The following is a 17,544-nucleotide window of genomic DNA, read 5'->3' as shown; positions in this document are numbered from 1 at the left end:
CAGAAACGATGACAACACTCCCTGATATCCCCCTGCCCGCCGGTATCCGCTCGCGCTATGTCGAGGGCATCAACGGCTTGCGCATGCATGTGCTGGAAGCCGGCTTCGAGACCAAGGGCCGACCCTGCATCCTCTTGCTGCACGGTTTTCCGGAGCTCGCCTTCTCCTGGCGCAAGGTGATGCCGGCACTCGCGGCTGCAGGCTATCACGTGCTCGCGCCCGACCAGCGCGGCTATGGCCGCACCACCGGATGGCGAGCGGATTACGACGGCGATCTCACGCCGTTCTCGCTCCTGAACCTGGTGCGCGACGCGCTCGCACTGGTATCGGCGTTCGGCTACAAGCAGGTCGATCTCGCCGGACACGATTTCGGCAGTCCGGTCGCGGCCTGGTGCGCGCTGATCCGGCCCGACGTGTTTCGTTCGGTGACGCTGATGAGCGCGCCCTTCGGCGGAGCACCGCCGTTGCCGTTCAACACCGCCGATGCGCCAGCGAAGCCGGCGGTCGAAGACCCCGTGCATCGCGAGCTCGCCGCGTTACCGCGCCCGCGCATTCACTATCAATGGTACTATGCGACACGCCCGGCCAATGCCGACATGCAGCATGCACCGCAAGGTGTGCACGATTTCCTGCGCGCCTACTATCATCACAAGAGCGCGGACTGGCCCGGCAACGAGCCATATCCGCTGAAATCATGGTCGGCGGACGAACTCGCCAAGCTGCCGACCTATTACGTGATGGACCTCGGCAAGACGATGGCCGAGACGGTTGCGAAGGAAATGCCCTCGCCCGCCGCGATCGCGGCCAACCAATGGCTGCCGGACAGCGATCTCGCTTTCTACAGTGCCGAATATGGCCGCACCGGATTCCAGGGCGGACTGCAATGGTACCGTTACGTAACCTCAGGCATGCTCAACGACGAGATGCAGCTGTTCTCAGGCCGCAGCATCGACGTCCCCTCCTGCTTCATCTCCGGCAAACAGGATTGGGGCACCTATCAGCGCCCCGGCGTTTTTGAGGCCATGCAGGGGCGAGGCTGCACGAAGATGCTCGGCTGCCATCTCGTCGATGGCGCCGGCCATTGGGTGCAGCAGGAGCAGCCGGCCGAGGTGAGCACCCTGTTGTTACAATTTCTCCACCGCACCGCAACAGCCTCTTTCGGCTGAAGCGACGCCATGCTCTTGCCACGAGGGATTAATCTGCGGTTCAGGGAACATCCGGCAACATCTGACGTTGCGAGATACCGGAATTGGATCCGGCGACCATGGAGAACGACATTGGACAAGAAGATCGCCGGGTTATTGGGAGCCGTGGCAACGCTCGGAACGCTCGGCACCGCCCAAGCGGCGCCTGCACCGACGGACGTCCTACAGGCGAATTCCTACGCCGATTTGCTGGAGCCGATCGCAAACGCCGGCGCCATTCTGCAAGCCATCGATGAGGCGCCCCGGCCAAAAGCCAACGAAAATGTTCAGGTGGCTCAATTCTACCACCACCACCATCATCACCATCATCACCACAGCTTCTATCGGCGCTATCGCTATTACGACGACGCGCCCGTCGTGGTGGTGCCGCGCTATCGCCGGTATTATCACCACCATCATCACCACCATCATCACCACAGCTTCTATCGCCGCGACTACTGAAGGCGCGACGTCAGCAATGAGACGAACAGGACCTCCGGGTCCTGTTTTGCTTTCGGTGGCCGAAAACCGGGAAATTCAAGCAGAATCGGCATCAGCGCCGGAACACTTATTCCAGACGAAGGAATGCCCCAGGGCCAGAAACGTCATCCGCCCTGTTCGTTGCGAGCCTTGTCCTTTGCCGCGCGGTGCAGGTGGCGGTAAGTGCCGTCGAACACCGTATCCGACGAGGAGGTCCACTCGGTCCCGGCCGCTAGTTTGGGCCGATTGTGGTAGATGCGGCGCGCCTGCAGCTCGCGCTCTGCCGCTTCCTCTTCGCCCATGTGCTCGAGCTCGAAATTGGCTTCCTCGGGAATGACGATGATTTGCGCGAAGGGCTCGTTCGGCCGGAAGACGTGGGTTCGGCCCTCCGCCGGGGCCTTGAAGACGCAGAAGAACATCATAGGCCACCAATTGCGGATCAGCGCAGGGACGGCGATCGGCACCGTATCAGTCGGATCCGTGTAGAATCGCGGATGCGGCTCGGTACGAACCGCCAGGCCTTTTTCGACCTTCAGATCGAGCAGTATCTGATAGGTGTAGAAGGCATCACCAAATCTGCGAAACGGCGGCCATTCCGCGCCACCTTCCGGCGGTTCACCCCAATCGGCCTCGAGCAGCAAGTGTCCGTCTTTGGTCGTGACGTGAAGCTCGAAGTCATAGGGATAGAACAGCTCGATGCCGTATTGCGCACCCTCGGAAAAAGGCACGCAATGCCAGACCTGCTCTCGCGAACCATCCGCACGAGGCTCACGCTTGCCGGCCCACCCGGGGATTTCGAGCTTGGTGCGCCGCGGTGCCAGCCGCGGATTGTTGAGACGAAACTTGACCTTGTCCATCGTTCACCCGTCCAGCCACACTTGCAAAGTTTCGAAGCCGTAAGCCGGGCCCCGTCTCAATGCATTGAAGTAACATTGTCACGGCCCTTCGGATGCAAGCGTTTGCGCAGGAGGCGTGAATTGACCCTGAACGAATTGCGGCCTATATGCATTTAGAACAATTCTAAACTACCCAAACGGGGCGATCAGGTGAAGAGCTTTGCTGATTTGACCGAGCGCGAGGTGCTTGCGGTCGCGATTGCCTCCGAGGAGGAGGACAGCCGCATCTATATGAGCTTCGCCGAGGACCTCCGGGAGCGCTACCCCGATACCGCCAAAATATTTGAGGAAATGGCCGAGGAGGAACGCGGACACCGGCACCGCCTGCTGAAGCTCTACGAAGAACGGTTTGGTGCGCATCTGCCGCCGATCCGCCGCGAGGACGTCAAAGGCTTTCTGCGCCGGCGCCCGATCTGGCTGACCAAGAACCTGCCGCTCGACACGATCCGGAAAGAGGTCGAGACCATGGAGCTCGAGGCCGAGCGCTTTTACGCGCGGGCCGCCGAGCAGGCCGAGGATGTCGGCGTGCGCCGCCTGCTCGGCGATCTCGCCGAGGAAGAAAAACATCACGAGAACCGCGCGGTCGCGCTCACCGACGAGATCTTGAAACCCGATGTGCGCGCGGAGGAAGACCGCACGCGGCGGCGGATGTTCGTGCTGCAATATGTGCAGCCGGGCCTTGCCGGCCTGATGGACGGTTCGGTCTCGACCTTGGCACCATTGTTCGCGGCGGCTTTCGCCACGCACCAGAACTGGCAGACGTTTCTCGTCGGCCTCGCCGCCTCGATCGGCGCGGGCATCAGCATGGGCTTTGCGGAAGCGCTGTCAGACGATGGTTCGCTGACGGGACGCGGCTCGCCCTGGCTGCGCGGCATCACTTGCGGCGCGATGACGACGCTCGGCGGGCTCGGCCACACCATGCCCTATCTTGTGCCCGACCATTGGGCCAACGCATTCTGGATCGCGACCGGAATCGCCGGCATCGTCGTGTTCTTCGAATTGTGGGCGATCGCCTTCATCCGCGCGCGCTATATGGATACGCCGTTCCTGCAGGCCGTCTTCCAGATCGTGCTCGGCGGCGCGATCGTGCTGGCGGTGGGGATCTTGATTGGTGCGGCCTGAGGCGAGCGGGATGAAGCGGAATCTTCCATACACTGCGCTCGCAAGCCTCCTGGCCGTATTGGTCGTGTTTGCCTCGAACGCACACGCCACCGACGAGATCCAGGTCTACAACGCCGGCATCGCCGAGGTCGGCCAGTTCACGATCCAGCAGCACCTCAATTATGTTGCGCTCGGACAGAAAGACCCGCCATTTCCCGGCGGCTTTCCGTCCAACCACAGCGTCAACGGCACGCCGGAATTCGCCTACGGCATGACCGACTGGTGGGAGCTCGGGCTTTATCTGCCGTTTGCCGTGCAGGACCAGCAGTTCCTGTCCGACGCTTTCAAGCTGCGCACGTTGTTCGTCTCGCCGCATGCCGAGCAGCGGAATTTCTTCTATGGCGTGAATTTCGAGCTGAGCTACGAAATGCCCAAATTCGCGCAGACACGATGGGGGCTGGAGATCCGCCCCATTATCGGCGTGCGCAACACGCAATATGAGTTCATCGTCAACCCGATCGTGGATATCGGCTTCGGCCGCAGGGGCGAAGTCGATTTCGCACCCGCCGCCCGCTTGGCGCGTAACTTCGGCAACGACGTGTTCGCCGGCTTCGAATATTACGCCGACTTCGGCGAGATCGGGAATTTCAGCAAGCTCCCCGAACAGCAGCACATGCTGTTTGCCGTCACCGACTTCAAGGCAGGCGTGTTCGATGTGAACTTCGGCGTCGGCTACGGGTTGACCCCGGCGTCCGACCGGCTCGTGGTCAAGACCATCATCGGCTACGCCTTCCCGGTGCCGGGGCAGGCAACGGACGCCAGCACGCGGATGAGCAGTGGGCCCTTCAACCCGTTCGTTCATTCCGCAGCGCGAAACTTCCAGCCCTGATCGGTGCGATATTCAACGGCAGTCAACTCATGACCACCCACCTTCGATACGGCGCACCTGCCAAAGTCTTCCACTGGCTCATCGTCGCACTGCTCGCGGTGCAATACCCGATCGGCTGGTTCATGCCGGACATCCATCGAGGTATGAATCCAGGCGCCGGCATGACGTTCCACGTCTCGACCGGAATTACGATCCTGGGGCTCACGGCGCTCCGTTTTCTCTGGCGTCTCACCCATCCCGTCGCACCCGAGAGCTCTCTTCCTGCCTGGCAGCGCATGTCCTCCGAGGCGGTCCACTGGCTGCTCTACGCGCTGGTGCTGGCGACGACGGTCTCTGGCTGGCTGTTCGCGTCGTTCCGCGGCTGGTCCGTATCGTTCTTCTATCTCGTGCCGTTGCCGATGCTCGCGTCCGACAATGCGGCGGCCGGGCGGACCATTGACGGCCTCCACCAGGCCATGGAATGGGCGTTGCTCGTCACCATCGGCATTCACATCGCGTCCGCGCTCGTACATATCTTCATCTATCGCGACCGCGTGATGGAGCGAATGCTGCCCGGATGACATTCCAGACAGATCAACCACGATCAAACGGCGGTTGCGGCATGGGATAAAACTGCGCATCATTCCTCAGTGAAGCGCAGGAGCATGCCGTGGCGAGATCGGAATGGAGTTTCAAGAGCGCGGTCGAGCTGTCGGCCGCATTGACGGCGAAGAAGGTTTCTTCGGTCGAGCTCACGCAGGATGCGATCCACCGCATCGAACGTCACGACGGCAAGGTCAACGCGATCTGTGTCCGCGATTTCGACCGGGCGCTGAACGCCGCACGCGACGCTGACGCCGCCTTAGCCCGGGGCGAGCGGAAACCGCTGCTCGGCCTGCCCATGACGGTGAAGGAATCCTACAATATCGCCGGCCTGCCCACGACCTGGGGCAATCCCGCGCACAGGGACTTCATTGCCAAGGAAGACGCGCTGCCGGTCACGCGCGTGAAGGACGCCGGCACCATCGTGCTCGGCAAGACCAACGTGCCGCTCGCGCTCGCCGATTGGCAGAGCTACAATGACGTCTACGGCACGACCAACAACCCCTACGATCTCGGCCGCACGCCCGGCGGATCCTCCGGCGGCTCCTCTGCGGCGCTGGCCGCGGGCTATGGTCCGCTCTCGATCGGCTCCGACATCGGTGGCTCGCTGCGCGTGCCGGCGTTCCATTGCGGCGTCTACGCGCACAAGCCGAGCTTCGATCTGTTGCCATCGCGCGGCCATACGCCACCGCCTGCTGCGCCGCTGGCCTATGAGCGCGATCTCGCGGTGATCGGCCCGATGGCACGGAGCGCCGGCGATCTATCCTTGCTGCTCGACGTCATGGCCGGCCCCGATCCGCTCGAGAACGGCAAGGCCTACCGGCTCGAACTGCCTGCCGCGCGTCACGGCTCGCTGAAAGAATTCCGTGTCCTCGTGATTGACACCGATCCGGTGCTACCGACCGACGCCGCCGTGCGCGGCAGCATCAACACGCTCGCCGACAACCTCGCCAGGGCTGGTGTCAAGATCGAGCGCAGCAGTCCGCTGCTGCCGGATTTCGCGGCGTCCTCGCGCCTCTATATGCGGATGCTGCTGTCGTTCCTCGGTGCCAGCTTTTTGCCCGAATTCTACGACGGCGCAGTTGCAGCAGCAGCCAAATTGCCGGCCGACGACAACAGCCTGCAGGCCGAACGCCTGCGCGGTATCGCGCTCAGCCATCGCGATTGGCTGATCGCGCGCGGCGGCCGGACGCGGCTGCGCGCGCAATGGCACGAGCTGTTCAAATCCTTCGATGCCGTGATTTGCCCGATCATGCCGACGCCGGCTTATCCTCATGATCACTCGGAAGATCAGGAGCAGCGCCGCGTCGTGATCGACGGCAAGGAGCACGTCTATACCGACCAGCTCGCCTGGCCCGGCATCGCGACATTGCCCGGCCTGCCCTCGACCGCGATTCCGACAGGCTTTGCCCCCGATGGACTACCGGTCGGCGTCCAGATCGTCGGCCCATGGCTGGAAGACCGCACGCCGCTGAAGCTCGCCGAGCTGATCGAACGCGATTTCGGCGGCTTCGTGCCGCCGAAGATGTTTGAGGATTGACGTTCGCCCGCGCCCGTCGTTGAGAGCGCAGAGCCTCGTCCGCGCTTCGTGGCTCAGCTATCGAACACAATCACGCTGCGCAGCGTCTTGCCCGCCTTCATGCTGGCAAAACCCTCGTTGATCTCGGGGAGCCTCAGCTTGGCCGAAATCCAGTCCTCCAGGTGCAGCCGGCCGCGCAGGTAGAAATCGACCAGGCGCGGCATGTCCACACGAAAGTGGTTCGAGCCCATGGACGAGCCCTGGATCCGGCGCTCGCGCAAAAAGTCGAAGCCGTGCAGCTCGATCTTCTGGCCGAACGGGATCATGCCGACGATGGTCGCGGTACCGCCAGAGGCGAGCATGCCGAAGGCCTGCTCGGCGGTCTCCTTGCGGCCGAGCACCTCGAACGAATGATGCACGCCGCCGTTGGTGAGATCGCGCACCTGCTTCACGACATCGCCGTCGGCGGGATTGATGATGTCGGTCGCGCCCAGCTTGGTCGCGAGTTGCAGCTTGGCCGGATTGGTGTCGATGGCGATGATGCGGCCGGCGCCCGCGATCTGCGCGCCGTTGATCGCGGCCATGCCGACGCCGCCGCAGCCGATCACGGCGACGGTCTCACCCGCAGTCACCTTCGCGGTGTTCACCACTGCGCCGTAGCCGGTGATGACGCCGCAGCCGATCAACGCCGCGAGATCGAGCGGCATCTCCTCGCGGATTTTGACGATCGCGTTCTCGTGCACCAGCATCTGCTCGGCAAAGGACGACAGGTTGAGGAACTGGTTCAGTTTCTCCGGCCTGTTCCACTGCATCCGGTTCGACGCGCCCGGCAACATTTTCACGGTTGTGTCGGTGCAGAGCACGGTGCGGCCGGTGGTGCAATTGTCGCAGGTGCCGCAGAACACCGACAGACAGGTCACGACGTGGTCGCCGGGCCTGACATAGGTGACATCCGAGCCGACCTGCTCGACGATTCCGGCCGATTCATGCCCGAGCACCGCGGGCAGCGGATGCGGATAAAGGCCTTCCATGAAATGCAGGTCGGAGTGGCAAAGGCCCGCAACCGCGGTGCGGATCAACACCTCGCGCGGGCCGGGTTTCGGCAGGCTGACATCCTCGATGACCAGCGGCTTGTTGACTTCATAAAGGACGGCGGCCTTCATCGAGTGCTCCCTATCGCTTTTCTTTGGTTTGGTGGCGCGCAGCCTACGCCGCCGCAATCAGTTCGCCAATGTCACTCATAGAAGCATCGCGATCGCCAAGCAGCAGCTCCGCGATCTTCGCTTGCGTGGCATTTTCCGTCAGCCGGAACGGATCGCTCGGCGTCACGCGATGGTCGATCACCAGCCGCGACAAGAGCAGCCGGCGCGCGTCGCCGCGCATCTCGTGGACGCGGTGCGCTTCCCAGGCCAGCGCGACGGCGCTGGCGATATGATAAAGCATGCTGGTCGCGCGCCGCGCATCGGCCTCGTTCTCGGACTTGCCCGCGACCTCGCGCGCAAAGCCGACCGCCCGATCGACAAAGCCGCGCAGCTTGTCGCGCCAGACCTGCGGCACGGAGACGCTGTCGTCCAGCCGTGCATGCAGATCGGCTGCCAGCGCGGATTCCGCGCCGTGGCGGCCGACCGCGCGCCGCAGCGCATCGATCGCGACGATGTTGCCGGTACCTTCCCAGACGGAGCCGAGATGCGCGTCGCGCAGCAGACGCGCCGTGGCGAATTCCTCGATATAGCCGATGCCGCCACGCATCTCGAGCGCATCGCCGCAGACTTTCCGCGCGTCGCGGGTGGCGCGGAATTTCAGCGTCGGCGTCAGGATGCGCAGCAGCACCGCCGCATCCTGGCTACCGGCTTCCGCGCGATCGAGCGCGTCGGCCGTCAGAAAGCTCATCGACAGCGCCTGCTCGACCGGCAGCATGATCTTCAGCATCTGGCGCCGGCCGAGCGGCAGATCGATGATACGGTTGCCGAACACGACGCGGTTCTTCGCCACGGCAAGCGCATCATGATAGGCGCGCCGCATCAGCGCCGTCGATTTCACGCCATTGGAGAGCCGCGACGAATTGACCATCTCGGCCATCTGTACGAAGCCGCGGTCGAGCCGGCCTACGGCATAAGCGATCGCGCCTTCGAGCTTGATCTCGCCGGAGGCCATCGAACGCGTGCCGAGCTTGTCCTTCAGACGCACGATCCGATAATGGTTCTGGGAGCCGTCGTCGAGGAATCGCGGCATCAGGAACAGCCCGACACCGCGCGTGCCGGGGCCGGCTCCCTCGGGCCGCGCCAGCAGCATCGCGACCTTCGCATCGGCGTTCGAGCAGAACCATTTCTCGCCATAGAGGCGCCAATGATCACCCTCCTGCACCGCTCGCGTGGTGAGTGTGCCGACGTCGGAGCCCCCTTCCTTCTCGGTCATGAACTGGCCGCCCTGGGTCAGCTTGCTCATGTCGGTCTGGGTCAGGCCATCGAGATATTTCGCTTTCAGCGCTTCGCTGCCGAAGTTCGCCAGCAGCTTGGCGCAGCCGTCGGTGACGTTGATCGGGCATCCCATGCCGAACTCGGTCTGGTTGAACAGAAACGTGAAGGCGTGCTTGGCCACAACAGGATATTTGTCCGGCCAGCCCATGATGCCCTTGCGGATCGAGAGCGCATGGATGCCGAACTCGCCAAAGGCGGCGTTCTCCAGCTCACGATAGGCAGGATGATATTCGATCGACTGCACGTCACGGCCGAACTTGTCGCGCTGGTGCAGCACCGGGGTGTGCCGGTCGGCGAGCCGCGCACATTCGTCGAGACGGCCGCCGGCCAGTTCGCCGAGGCGATCGAGATGCGGCTCGATATGGCGGAAGAGGTTGTCCGGCAGATGGATGCGCAGAAGATCAGTGAGCGCCTGATCGGCACGATAGAAGTTCATGCCTGATGTATCGGGCGCCAGCAGACCCGAAGGTGCGGCCGCGACGTTATTTGGCTGCGCTGTGACCGGCTTGTGCATGATCGTCCTCTTCGCTTCCGCCCGGCGGCATTCTTGACGCTTGCCGCTTGAGATGATGTCGATCATGCTCCCGTCGCGAGCAGCGATAAAGCCGCAAATTGTCAAGGAGGCATGATCGCCCTGAAGCAGCAATTCGCTCTGCGGAATTGTGATCGACTGCTCCAACGTCCCGGCTGGTTGCCCGCGTAGCGGATGCATAGATCAGCGGCTCCCGTCCCCGAGAGATCACGCCAGAGACCACATCATGGAACACCCGACATACAAGATTGCCCTCATCGTCGGCGCCGGCGAAGGCCTGAGCGCCTCGCTGGCGCGGCTGCTGTCCGCGCAAGGCATCCGCGTCGCGCTGGCCGCGCGCAAGATCGAGAAGCTTGGCGCGCTCTGTAGCGAGACCGGCGCCAAGGCCTACGCCTGCAACGCCACCGAGCCCGAGGAGGTCGAACGCCTGTTCGGCCTGGTCGAGCGCGAGATCGGCACACCCGATCTCGTCGTCTACAATGCCAGTGGCCGCGCCCGCGGACCGTTCGTAGACCTCGTTCCGGCCGACGTCGCGAACGCGATCGCGGTCAGCGCCTATGGCGGCTTCCTGGTGGCGCAGCAGGCGGCGAAGCGCATGCTGCCGAGCAAGCATGGCGCGATCCTGTTCACCGGCGCTTCGGCCAGCGTCAAGGGCTATGCGCAATCCGCCCCATTTGCGATGGGCAAGTTCGCGCTGCGCGGGCTGGCCCAGAGCATGGCGCGTGAGCTCTCGCCCCAGGGCATCCACGTTGCGCATTTCGTGATCGACGGGGGCATCCGCAGCGCGGCACGCGCGGAGGCGGCAGACAGGCCGGATTCGATGCTCGATCCCGATGCGATCGCGGAGAGCTATTGGAACGTGTTGCAGCAACCGCGCAGCGCCTGGAGCTGGGAGCTGGAGCTGCGTCCCTGGGTGGAGAAGTTTTGAGGGAGGTAGCATGACCACCGAAACCACCATCGATACCGGCACCAGCGAACTGCTCTGCGTCATTCGCGACCGTGTCGCCGTGATCACGCTGAACCGGCCGGAGGCGCGCAATTCGCTGTCGGACACCCTGACGCCGGCCCTGCGCACGATGATCCGCAGCTGCGGCGAGAATCCCGATGTCGGCGCACTGCTCATCACCGGCGCCGGCGGGGCGTTCTGTGCCGGTGGCAACGTCAAGGGCATGGGTGCGCATCGCGACCCCAAGAAGCAGCAGATGTCGCTGGAGGATCGTGTCGCCGATCTCCAGGAGCGGCAGCGGCTGCTGACCGGCGCGCTGGTGTCGGTGCGCAAGCCGACCATCGCAGCCCTGCCCGGCCCCGCGGTCGGCGCCGGGCTGGCCCTCGCCATGGCCTGCGACCTCCGCATTGCCGCGCAGTCGGCCTTCGTCGCCACCGGCTATGCCCGCATCGCGCTCTCGGGCGATTACGGCATCGCCTGGCTGTTGACGCGCCTCGTCGGCACCGCGCGGGCGCGCGAGCTGCTGTTCACCGGCGATCGCGTCGATGCCGCGCGCGCCGAGACGATCGGCCTCGTCAACCGTGTCGTGCCCGACGACAAACTGCAAGCCGAGGCGGTCGCCCTGGCAAAATCCCTCGCCGAGGGCCCGCGCCTGGCGCTGCGCTACATGAAAGACAACCTCGACGAGGCCCTGCTGTTCGATTTCGAGACCGCCAGGGATCACGAAGCCGAACGCCTGATCCGCCTGACCACGACAGCCGATCACAAGGAGGCGGTGCAGGCATTCATCGAGAAACGGAAAGCGGTATTCACGGGGAAGTAGGCGCGGCATCGTGTGAAAGCAAAAAAAGCCCGGCTCTGGCTTGGCCAGGCCGGGCTTGGAGTGGTGTCAGGCCGAGGCTGAGGGGCGTTCGGCCTGACGGGAAAGTGCGGCGAGACGCCAACTCGCGCACGGTACGTCCTTTGGCGCGAGGTGGATCTCCTTTTCGAAGCGCACCAGCTTCCAGTCGTCGGGATGATTGACGAAAGCGAACCCGGATTTGCGCGCGAGCGAGATCATGGTCTGGTTGGAGCGCAGCGTATCGCCGAAGATATGCTGGGCGCCGAGTGCGGCGGCGCGGCATTCGAGATTTTTCAGAAGCGCAGTCGCGATGCCGTGACCCTGCCAGCGGTCGTCGACCGAGAGGCCGAACTCCAGCGTCGATGTCTCCTCATGGAGAGCATAGCGCGCCTCGGCAACGATCGTCTCGAAGCCATCGACCACCTTGGTCGCAACCACGGTGAAACGTTCGCGCTCGCCGACCGCGAGGAAGTCGTGCAACAGCCCCTTCGGTAGTTCGCTGATCGCGCCGAAGAAGCGGTTGTAGCGGGAGCGGGTCGAGAGCGAACGGAAATAATGCTGAAGCTCGTCGGTGTCACCCGGCTCGACGAAGCGGACGTTGAGAGCCTCGCCTTGCCGGGTGCGCAGCGTGTCCGAATATTGCGTCAGGTCTTCCAGGCGATAGGTGCTCATGACATGAGCCTTGACGGGAGAATGTCGGAAGAAGGGACCGCCGGCGCCCCTGTGATCAGGCGGCGCCGGCCTGGCGGCCAGTCAGGCCCGCCAGAAGGGTTTGTCGGCCTCGTAGGCAATGTCAGTCCAGGACAGGCCGACGTCATGGAGGTCGCGAGCGGTCCAGTTGGTCAGCTCACGTCGGGTCCGGTAGCGCTCATGCCAGATATGGAGGGTCTCGCCGATCTGCTGGATCAGGCCCGGTGCATGACGATTTGTCATTGAATTGTGGGTCAAAGTGGACATCTTCAGCTCCTTGAGCTAACTTGCAGGCTAATATCTGCTTCTCAGTGCGCTGCCACAAACGACATTTTGTACCCTTTCGCATGATATAGTATCATGCATCATGCTGCCAGATGACTGCCAGATTACCCTCCCTGAACGGATTGCGGGCGTTTGAGGCTGCGGCGCGCCATCTCAGCTTCACGCTGGCGGCTAGCGAACTGAACGTGACCCAGACCGCGATCAGCCATCAGATCCGCAGGCTGGAGGAGGAACTCGGCTTCCGCCTGTTCATCCGGCAGAACCGCGCACTGGCGCTGACCCCGGAAGCGCGCGACTACCTGCCGGGCGTGCGCGCCGCCTTCAATGACCTTCGCCTGGCCACCGACCGTCTGCTGCGCAAGGACGACGACAAGGTGCTGACGGTCTCGACGATAGCATCGCTCGCCGCAAAGTGGCTGCTGCCGCGGCTGACCGATTTCCAGGAGAGCCACCCCGGCATCGACGTCCGCATCACCACATCGACCAGCCTCGTCGATTTCCAGCGCGACAATGTCGACGCAGCCATCCGCTACGGGCGCGGCCAATGGCCGGGCGTGCGAGCCGACTGGTTGATGGCGGATGAGTTGTTTCCCGTATGCAGCCCGTCGCTGCTGCGTGGCGACAAGCCGTTGCGGACACCCGCGGATCTGAAAGACCACGTGCTGCTCCACACTAACAACAGCGACGATTGGCGGCTCTGGCTGACCGCGGCGGGCCTCGCGACGGGCATGTCGCAGCAACCCGGCATCACCTTCGACATGACGTTCATGACCGTGCAGGCGGCCATCGATGGCATGGGGGTCGCGATGGGACGGACCTCCTACGTGCAGGACGACATCGCCAAAGGCCGTCTCGTGGTGCCCTTCAGAATCGCGCTGCCATCGAATGCCGGTTTCTATCTCGTCTCACCGGACGGCCGCCGCGAGTCAGCGAAGCTCACTGCGTTCCGGCAATGGCTGATTGCTGCGACGCAAAATAAGGCTCACGGAATCAACAGCCTGGAGCCTGAAATTCATTGACACCGGAATTGGCAGCCCGCAGGGGTATGTCGGATTGCCGCACCACATATCTGTCGCATGCTGCGAAACCAGCTTCGGTCCGGCCACGTCTTGAGGGAATAGCGTCATGGCCGGACCAGCCGCATCAACCAATCCGCCCCAGATCAAGTCTCGCATCGGCGCGATCCTGCGCGCAACATCGGGCAATTTCCTCGAACAGTTCGACTTTTTCCTGTTCGGCTTCTATGCGCAGGACATCGCGAAGGCGTTTTTCCCCGCCGCCGACGAGACCGCCGCGCTGCTCAACGCATATGGCGTGTTCTGGCTCGGCGCGCTGATGCGCCCCGTCGGCGCCATCGTGCTCGGCTCCTACATCGATCGCATCGGTCGACGCCAGGGCCTGATCGTTACGCTGGCGCTCATGGCGCTCGGCACCGTGGTGATCGCGTTCTGCCCGTCTTACGCGGCGATCGGTGTTGCCGCACCGGTCATCGTCCTGATTGGCCGCTTGATCCAGGGGTTCTCGGCCGGCGTGGAGCTTGGCGGCGTCTCTGTTTACCTGTCCGAAATCGCGACACCAGGCAATCGCGGTTTCTACACCTCGTTCCAGTCGTCCAGTCAGCAGGTCGCGATCTTCGTCGCGGCGATCATCGGCTTCATCCTGAGAGAAGCCATGCCGGGCGACACCTTCCTGGATGTCTTCGGGGGAATCGCGAAGTGGCGGATCCCGTTCTTCGTCGGTTGCATCATCATCCCCGTCATTTTCATGTTGCGGCGCTCGCTCGAGGAAACGCCGGCCTTCCTGGCCATGAAGAAGCATCCGACCGCGCGCGAAGTCTTTGCTTCGGCGATCGCGAACTGGCGCATCGTCGTCCTCGGCATGATGATCGCCGTGCTGACCACGACAACCTTCTACTTCATCACGGTCTACGCCCCCGGCTTCGGCAAGCAGCTGAACCTCTCGCCGACGGGGACGTTGCTGGTGACGCTTCTGGTCGCGGTAACCAATTTCATCTGGAATCCGGTCGGCGGCGCGGTGTCCGACCGGATCGGCCGCAAGCCGGTCCTGCTCACCATCGCCATCCTCTCGCTGCTCACCGCCTATCCGGCGTTGCACTGGCTCGCAGCGGAGCCGACTCTCGGCAAATTGCTGGCGGTGCAGATGATGTTTTCGTTCTACTTTGGCGTCTACAGCGGCACCATGCTGGGATGCCTGGTCGAGATCGTGCCGGCACATGTCCGAACCACCTGTTTCTCGATCGCCTTCGCATTGGCCGCGGGCATCTTCGGCACGTCCACGCCCGCCATCGCGACCAAACTGATCAGCGCGACCAACGGGGACAAAGCCTCACCGGCATACTGGCTCATGTTCGGCGCGGCGCTCGGCATCATCGCCGCACTGATCGTCTATCGCGGAGGCAAGCAGGCGGTGCCGGCATACGATACGGCAGCGGAGCCGACGGCAGGACACTAGGCTTACAACTCAACCACCACGTAATCGCTCTCGACCTTCACCGCGAGAGTCTCCGCGACATACGGCCCCTTCACCACAGCCGCGCCCGACTCAGCACGCGCCGGGTAGGCTTTCACGCGAAAACGGCGGGGATCGCAATAGGATTGGCCGGTGCGGATGTCGAACTCCCAGCCGTGCCAGGGGCAGCGGATGATCTCGCCGAGTTTCGTATACGCGATCTCGCCGGGGTCCTTTGACTGCGCGAGCCCGATCAGGGGTCCCTCGCACAGCGCCGCGCCCTGGTGCGGGCAACGGTTCATCAGGCCGAAATACTCGCCCTTGATGTTGAAGACCGCGATCGGCCGTCCGTCGATCTCCAGAAATTTTCGCGTGCCGGGCGGAAGCTCATCGACCGCGGCAATCACATGCCGAGCCATCAATTGATCCCGTAGAGCGCGCGTGCATTCCCGAGATAAAACGCCTCGCGGTTGGCCTCGCTCACGCCCGCCGGCAGCACGCGCGACGGCTCGTCATAATCCCAATGCGGATAGTCGGTCGCGAACAACAACCTATCCCAGCCGATCCATTTGATCACATCGAACAGGTCCTCGCGGCTTTCAGGATCTTCCATCGGTTGCGTCGTCCACCACACCTGCTCACGGATATATTCCGACGGCGGCCGCTTCACATGCGGCACCTCGCTGCGCAAGCGCTGCCAGACCTTGTCGAGCCGCCAACCCAGCGACGGCGCCCAGCCGAATCCGGCCTCGATCATCACCATCTTCAATTTCGGGAAGCGCTCGAACACGCCTTCCAGCACGAGACTCGCGAGCGCCGATTGCTGGCACTGCGAATGGCCGACCATCTCCTCGATGTAATAAGACGGCCATCCTGACGGCGTGATCGGGTTGCCGCCGAAGCCGAAAGCGTGGACACCGACCGGCAAGCCCGCCTCCTCCGCGGCCTGGTAAATCGGCCAGTAGCGGCGCTGGCCGAGCGGCTCGACATTGCGGCTGAGCAGCAGCACCTGCACGAAGTTCTTGTCGCCTGCGCGCTCGCGGATTTCGGCCGCAGCCGACAAACCGTCTTCATTGCCGACGACGATCGAAGCTTTCAGCCGCTTGTCCTTGCTGGTCCATTTGTCGATCTGCCAGTCGTTGATCGCCGAGCAGAGTGCCGCCGAGAGGTCGTGATTGCGGATGCCCTGCCCGGTGTTGAGTGGATTGAGCACGCCAAGCTGCACATTGTTCGGATCGAGCAGCTGCTTCTGCATGAAGGAGAGCGACGATCCCTGCGGCCCGCCTTCCGGCGGATAGGCGTCACGGCGCGACGCGTTTGGCTGGGCCTTCGGATAGGGCGGCCCTTCCATCATGCCCTGATAGGCGTGAACGCCGTAGACTTCGAGGTGATGCTGCCAGCGTTTGGCCAGATAAGGATAGAGCTCGGTCCGGGTCGCGCGCGCCGGATGGATGTCGCAGTCCGCAATCGCGGTCTTTGTCGTCAGAGGGGAAGCGGCTTCTTGGCTCTCGCGGAACTGGATATTCATCGCCTTGCCTCCTTTGGCAGCGGGCTCACGTCAGGCGGGGATAGGTTGCATACGGATTGTCGATCATGATCTTGCGCACGAGATCGGGGGTGAGCCCCGCGGGCAGCGCGTCCTGGCCGTCGAACTGCCAGTGTGGATAGTCCGTGGAGAATAGGACCAATTCGTCGGACTGCATATGATCAAACAGGCGAATTAATGTCGCCTCGTCCGGCGGCGCATCAAATGGCTGTAATGAGAAACGGATGTTGCTGCGCACAATCTCGAGCGGCGCGCGATCGACCCAGGGCGTCTCCATCCGCACCCCGCGCCAGAACTTGTGCAGGCGCCAGAGATAGGGCGAGAGCCAGGAGACGCCGGACTCCAGCATGACCATCTTCAGCCGCGGATATTTGGCGAAAACGCCCTCGACGATCAGGCTGGTGAGCTGGGTCTGGAACGCCTGGGCCTGACCGGCATAATCCTCGATATGGTAGGAACCCCAGCCCACCGCAGTCGGCGGATTGTGATAGGCAGAACCGGCGTGAATGCCGATCGGCAAATCGAGCCGTTCCGCCGCCTCATAGATCGGCCACAGCGCGCGCTTGCCGAGCGGCGTGTCGCCCATGACAAGCATCAGCACCTGCACGAAGCGCATGTCCTGCGCGCAGCGCTCGATCTCGACGACTGACTTCTCGACGCTCTGCGTCGGGATCACGATCGAGCCGCGCAGCCGGGAATCGCGATCGAGCCACTCCTTTGCCAGCCACTCATTCAGCGCGCGACAGAAGGCAGTCTGCATGTCTTCGGAAAACACCATCTGCACGCCATAGAGCGGATTGCAGATGGCATGCTTGAGCTGGAAGGGATCGAGCACATGACGCTGCATGTCCTCCAGGCTTTCGCCCGGCTTGCCATTCTCTGGGCGCCAATCGGGCCGCGCCACGATCGGCGAATTCTTGGGGTAGGATTGCGAGACGAGATCGACCATGCCGCGCGTCGTCACCTGGTCGCGCCAGTAGTCGTTCAGGTAAGGTAGCAGGCTGGTCAGATGCGGCACGGCCGGATGCACATCGCAATCCACGCCACCCGCGATCAGGGACGCCATCACGTCTCCCTTCTCACGTTTCCTCTCAAGTCTCCCGTCCG

At 63.3% G+C, this 17,544-nt stretch carries 18 protein-coding genes; 10 read left to right on the top strand and 8 right to left on the bottom strand.

The window, feature by feature from the left end; translation table 11 throughout:
- Positions 1-8 precede the first annotated feature (8 nt).
- Both ACVWZ4_RS15365 and ACVWZ4_RS15360 read left to right on the top strand, forming a co-directional pair.
- On the top strand, positions 9-1,166 hold the full coding sequence (locus tag ACVWZ4_RS15365; protein WP_456740665.1) for an alpha/beta hydrolase: 1,158 nt from the start codon (positions 9-11) through the stop codon (positions 1,164-1,166).
- 111 nt (positions 1,167-1,277) lie between these two features.
- The gene (locus tag ACVWZ4_RS15360; protein WP_456699949.1) at positions 1,278-1,646 is read left to right on the top strand and encodes a hypothetical protein; all 369 of its coding nucleotides are present in this window, start codon (positions 1,278-1,280) and stop codon (positions 1,644-1,646) included.
- A 143-nt stretch (positions 1,647-1,789) separates the two neighbouring features.
- On the opposite strand, the gene ACVWZ4_RS15355 is transcribed toward ACVWZ4_RS15360, so the two are convergent.
- Complete coding sequence (locus ACVWZ4_RS15355; protein ID WP_456699950.1) at positions 1,790-2,521, bottom strand: hypothetical protein; 732 nt, start codon at positions 2,519-2,521, stop codon at positions 1,790-1,792.
- Positions 2,522-2,710: 189 nt separating this feature from the next.
- Between ACVWZ4_RS15355 and mbfA the strand changes: the two genes are divergently transcribed.
- The 4 genes from mbfA to ACVWZ4_RS15335 all read left to right on the top strand — a co-directional run bounded on the left by mbfA (position 2,711) and on the right by ACVWZ4_RS15335 (position 6,672).
- Positions 2,711-3,682 (top strand): iron exporter MbfA, encoded by a 972-nt coding sequence (gene mbfA / locus ACVWZ4_RS15350; protein WP_092230623.1) that lies wholly within the window; start codon positions 2,711-2,713, stop codon positions 3,680-3,682.
- Between the two features lie 10 nt (positions 3,683-3,692).
- Positions 3,693-4,550 carry a hypothetical protein gene (locus ACVWZ4_RS15345; protein ID WP_456740664.1) on the top strand — a complete coding sequence of 286 codons (858 nt, stop codon included), beginning with the start codon at positions 3,693-3,695 and terminating at the stop codon, positions 4,548-4,550.
- Positions 4,551-4,579: 29 nt separating this feature from the next.
- Entirely contained in the window at positions 4,580-5,110 is a 531-nt protein-coding gene (locus ACVWZ4_RS15340; protein ID WP_456737085.1) for a cytochrome b, read from the top strand.
- Between the two features lie 89 nt (positions 5,111-5,199).
- Complete coding sequence (locus ACVWZ4_RS15335; protein ID WP_456740663.1) at positions 5,200-6,672, top strand: amidase; 1,473 nt, start codon at positions 5,200-5,202, stop codon at positions 6,670-6,672.
- Positions 6,673-6,725: 53 nt separating this feature from the next.
- Here ACVWZ4_RS15335 and ACVWZ4_RS15330 read toward each other — a convergent pair whose 3' ends face one another.
- Together ACVWZ4_RS15330 and ACVWZ4_RS15325 are read right to left on the bottom strand one after the other, a co-directional pair.
- Entirely contained in the window at positions 6,726-7,814 is a 1,089-nt protein-coding gene (locus ACVWZ4_RS15330; protein WP_456699955.1) for a Zn-dependent alcohol dehydrogenase, read from the bottom strand.
- Between the two features lie 43 nt (positions 7,815-7,857).
- Positions 7,858-9,642 carry an acyl-CoA dehydrogenase family protein gene (locus ACVWZ4_RS15325; protein ID WP_456740662.1) on the bottom strand — a complete coding sequence of 595 codons (1,785 nt, stop codon included), beginning with the start codon at positions 9,640-9,642 and terminating at the stop codon, positions 7,858-7,860.
- 244 nt (positions 9,643-9,886) lie between these two features.
- On the opposite strand from ACVWZ4_RS15325, the gene ACVWZ4_RS15320 reads away from it, so the two are divergent.
- Together ACVWZ4_RS15320 and ACVWZ4_RS15315 are read left to right on the top strand one after the other, a co-directional pair.
- On the top strand, positions 9,887-10,588 hold the full coding sequence (locus ACVWZ4_RS15320; protein ID WP_456699957.1) for an SDR family NAD(P)-dependent oxidoreductase: 702 nt from the start codon (positions 9,887-9,889) through the stop codon (positions 10,586-10,588).
- A gap of 10 nt (positions 10,589-10,598) precedes the next feature.
- Positions 10,599-11,429, top strand: a complete 831-nt coding sequence (locus ACVWZ4_RS15315; RefSeq protein WP_456699958.1) for an enoyl-CoA hydratase — start codon at positions 10,599-10,601, stop codon at positions 11,427-11,429.
- A 66-nt stretch (positions 11,430-11,495) separates the two neighbouring features.
- On the opposite strand, the gene ACVWZ4_RS15310 is transcribed toward ACVWZ4_RS15315, so the two are convergent.
- Entirely contained in the window at positions 11,496-12,119 is a 624-nt protein-coding gene (locus tag ACVWZ4_RS15310; RefSeq protein WP_456737081.1) for an N-acetyltransferase family protein, read from the bottom strand.
- Between the two features lie 81 nt (positions 12,120-12,200).
- Positions 12,201-12,404 carry a DUF1127 domain-containing protein gene (locus ACVWZ4_RS15305; protein WP_456699960.1) on the bottom strand — a complete coding sequence of 68 codons (204 nt, stop codon included), beginning with the start codon at positions 12,402-12,404 and terminating at the stop codon, positions 12,201-12,203.
- Positions 12,405-12,514: 110 nt separating this feature from the next.
- On the opposite strand from ACVWZ4_RS15305, the gene ACVWZ4_RS15300 reads away from it, so the two are divergent.
- Positions 12,515-13,441 (top strand): transcriptional regulator GcvA, encoded by a 927-nt coding sequence (locus ACVWZ4_RS15300; RefSeq protein WP_456740661.1) that lies wholly within the window; start codon positions 12,515-12,517, stop codon positions 13,439-13,441.
- Between the two features lie 106 nt (positions 13,442-13,547).
- On the top strand, positions 13,548-14,894 hold the full coding sequence (gene tcuC, locus ACVWZ4_RS15295) for a tricarballylate/proton symporter TcuC (protein ID WP_456699962.1): 1,347 nt from the start codon (positions 13,548-13,550) through the stop codon (positions 14,892-14,894).
- 2 nt (positions 14,895-14,896) lie between these two features.
- Here tcuC and ACVWZ4_RS15290 read toward each other — a convergent pair whose 3' ends face one another.
- From ACVWZ4_RS15290 to ACVWZ4_RS15280, 3 genes are read right to left on the bottom strand one after another with little or no spacing between them, the layout of a single operon-like run.
- Positions 14,897-15,310 (bottom strand): Rieske (2Fe-2S) protein, encoded by a 414-nt coding sequence (locus ACVWZ4_RS15290; protein WP_456699963.1) that lies wholly within the window; start codon positions 15,308-15,310, stop codon positions 14,897-14,899.
- On the bottom strand, positions 15,310-16,419 hold the full coding sequence (locus ACVWZ4_RS15285; protein ID WP_456699964.1) for an amidohydrolase family protein: 1,110 nt from the start codon (positions 16,417-16,419) through the stop codon (positions 15,310-15,312). The genes ACVWZ4_RS15290 and ACVWZ4_RS15285 overlap by 1 nt, the downstream gene beginning before the upstream one ends.
- A gap of 25 nt (positions 16,420-16,444) precedes the next feature.
- A complete protein-coding gene (locus ACVWZ4_RS15280; protein ID WP_456740660.1) occupies positions 16,445-17,503 on the bottom strand; it encodes an amidohydrolase family protein in 1,059 nt (352 codons plus the stop codon).
- Positions 17,504-17,544 lie beyond the last annotated feature (41 nt).

It is taken from the genome of Bradyrhizobium sp. USDA 4472, from assembly GCF_054058595.1.
The sequence above is the reverse complement of the archived record's forward strand: the minus strand, read 5'-3'. Positions and strand labels throughout refer to the sequence as shown.

Coding starts and splice junctions, on each gene's coding strand:
- ACVWZ4_RS15340 (WP_456737085.1), top strand. CDS start 4,580: ATGACCACCCACCTTCGATACGGCGCACCTGCCAAAGTCTTCCACTGG.
- ACVWZ4_RS15285 (WP_456699964.1), bottom strand. CDS start 16,419: ATGAATATCCAGTTCCGCGAGAGCCAAGAAGCCGCTTCCCCTCTGACG.
- ACVWZ4_RS15345 (WP_456740664.1), top strand. CDS start 3,693: ATGAAGCGGAATCTTCCATACACTGCGCTCGCAAGCCTCCTGGCCGTA.
- ACVWZ4_RS15365 (WP_456740665.1), top strand. CDS start 9: ATGACAACACTCCCTGATATCCCCCTGCCCGCCGGTATCCGCTCGCGC.
- ACVWZ4_RS15325 (WP_456740662.1), bottom strand. CDS start 9,642: ATGCACAAGCCGGTCACAGCGCAGCCAAATAACGTCGCGGCCGCACCT.
- ACVWZ4_RS15280 (WP_456740660.1), bottom strand. CDS start 17,503: ATGGCGTCCCTGATCGCGGGTGGCGTGGATTGCGATGTGCATCCGGCC.
- ACVWZ4_RS15320 (WP_456699957.1), top strand. CDS start 9,887: ATGGAACACCCGACATACAAGATTGCCCTCATCGTCGGCGCCGGCGAA.
- ACVWZ4_RS15315 (WP_456699958.1), top strand. CDS start 10,599: ATGACCACCGAAACCACCATCGATACCGGCACCAGCGAACTGCTCTGC.
- tcuC (WP_456699962.1), top strand. CDS start 13,548: ATGGCCGGACCAGCCGCATCAACCAATCCGCCCCAGATCAAGTCTCGC.
- ACVWZ4_RS15305 (WP_456699960.1), bottom strand. CDS start 12,404: ATGTCCACTTTGACCCACAATTCAATGACAAATCGTCATGCACCGGGC.
- ACVWZ4_RS15330 (WP_456699955.1), bottom strand. CDS start 7,814: ATGAAGGCCGCCGTCCTTTATGAAGTCAACAAGCCGCTGGTCATCGAG.
- ACVWZ4_RS15355 (WP_456699950.1), bottom strand. CDS start 2,521: ATGGACAAGGTCAAGTTTCGTCTCAACAATCCGCGGCTGGCACCGCGG.
- ACVWZ4_RS15290 (WP_456699963.1), bottom strand. CDS start 15,310: ATGGCTCGGCATGTGATTGCCGCGGTCGATGAGCTTCCGCCCGGCACG.
- ACVWZ4_RS15310 (WP_456737081.1), bottom strand. CDS start 12,119: ATGAGCACCTATCGCCTGGAAGACCTGACGCAATATTCGGACACGCTG.
- ACVWZ4_RS15300 (WP_456740661.1), top strand. CDS start 12,515: ATGACTGCCAGATTACCCTCCCTGAACGGATTGCGGGCGTTTGAGGCT.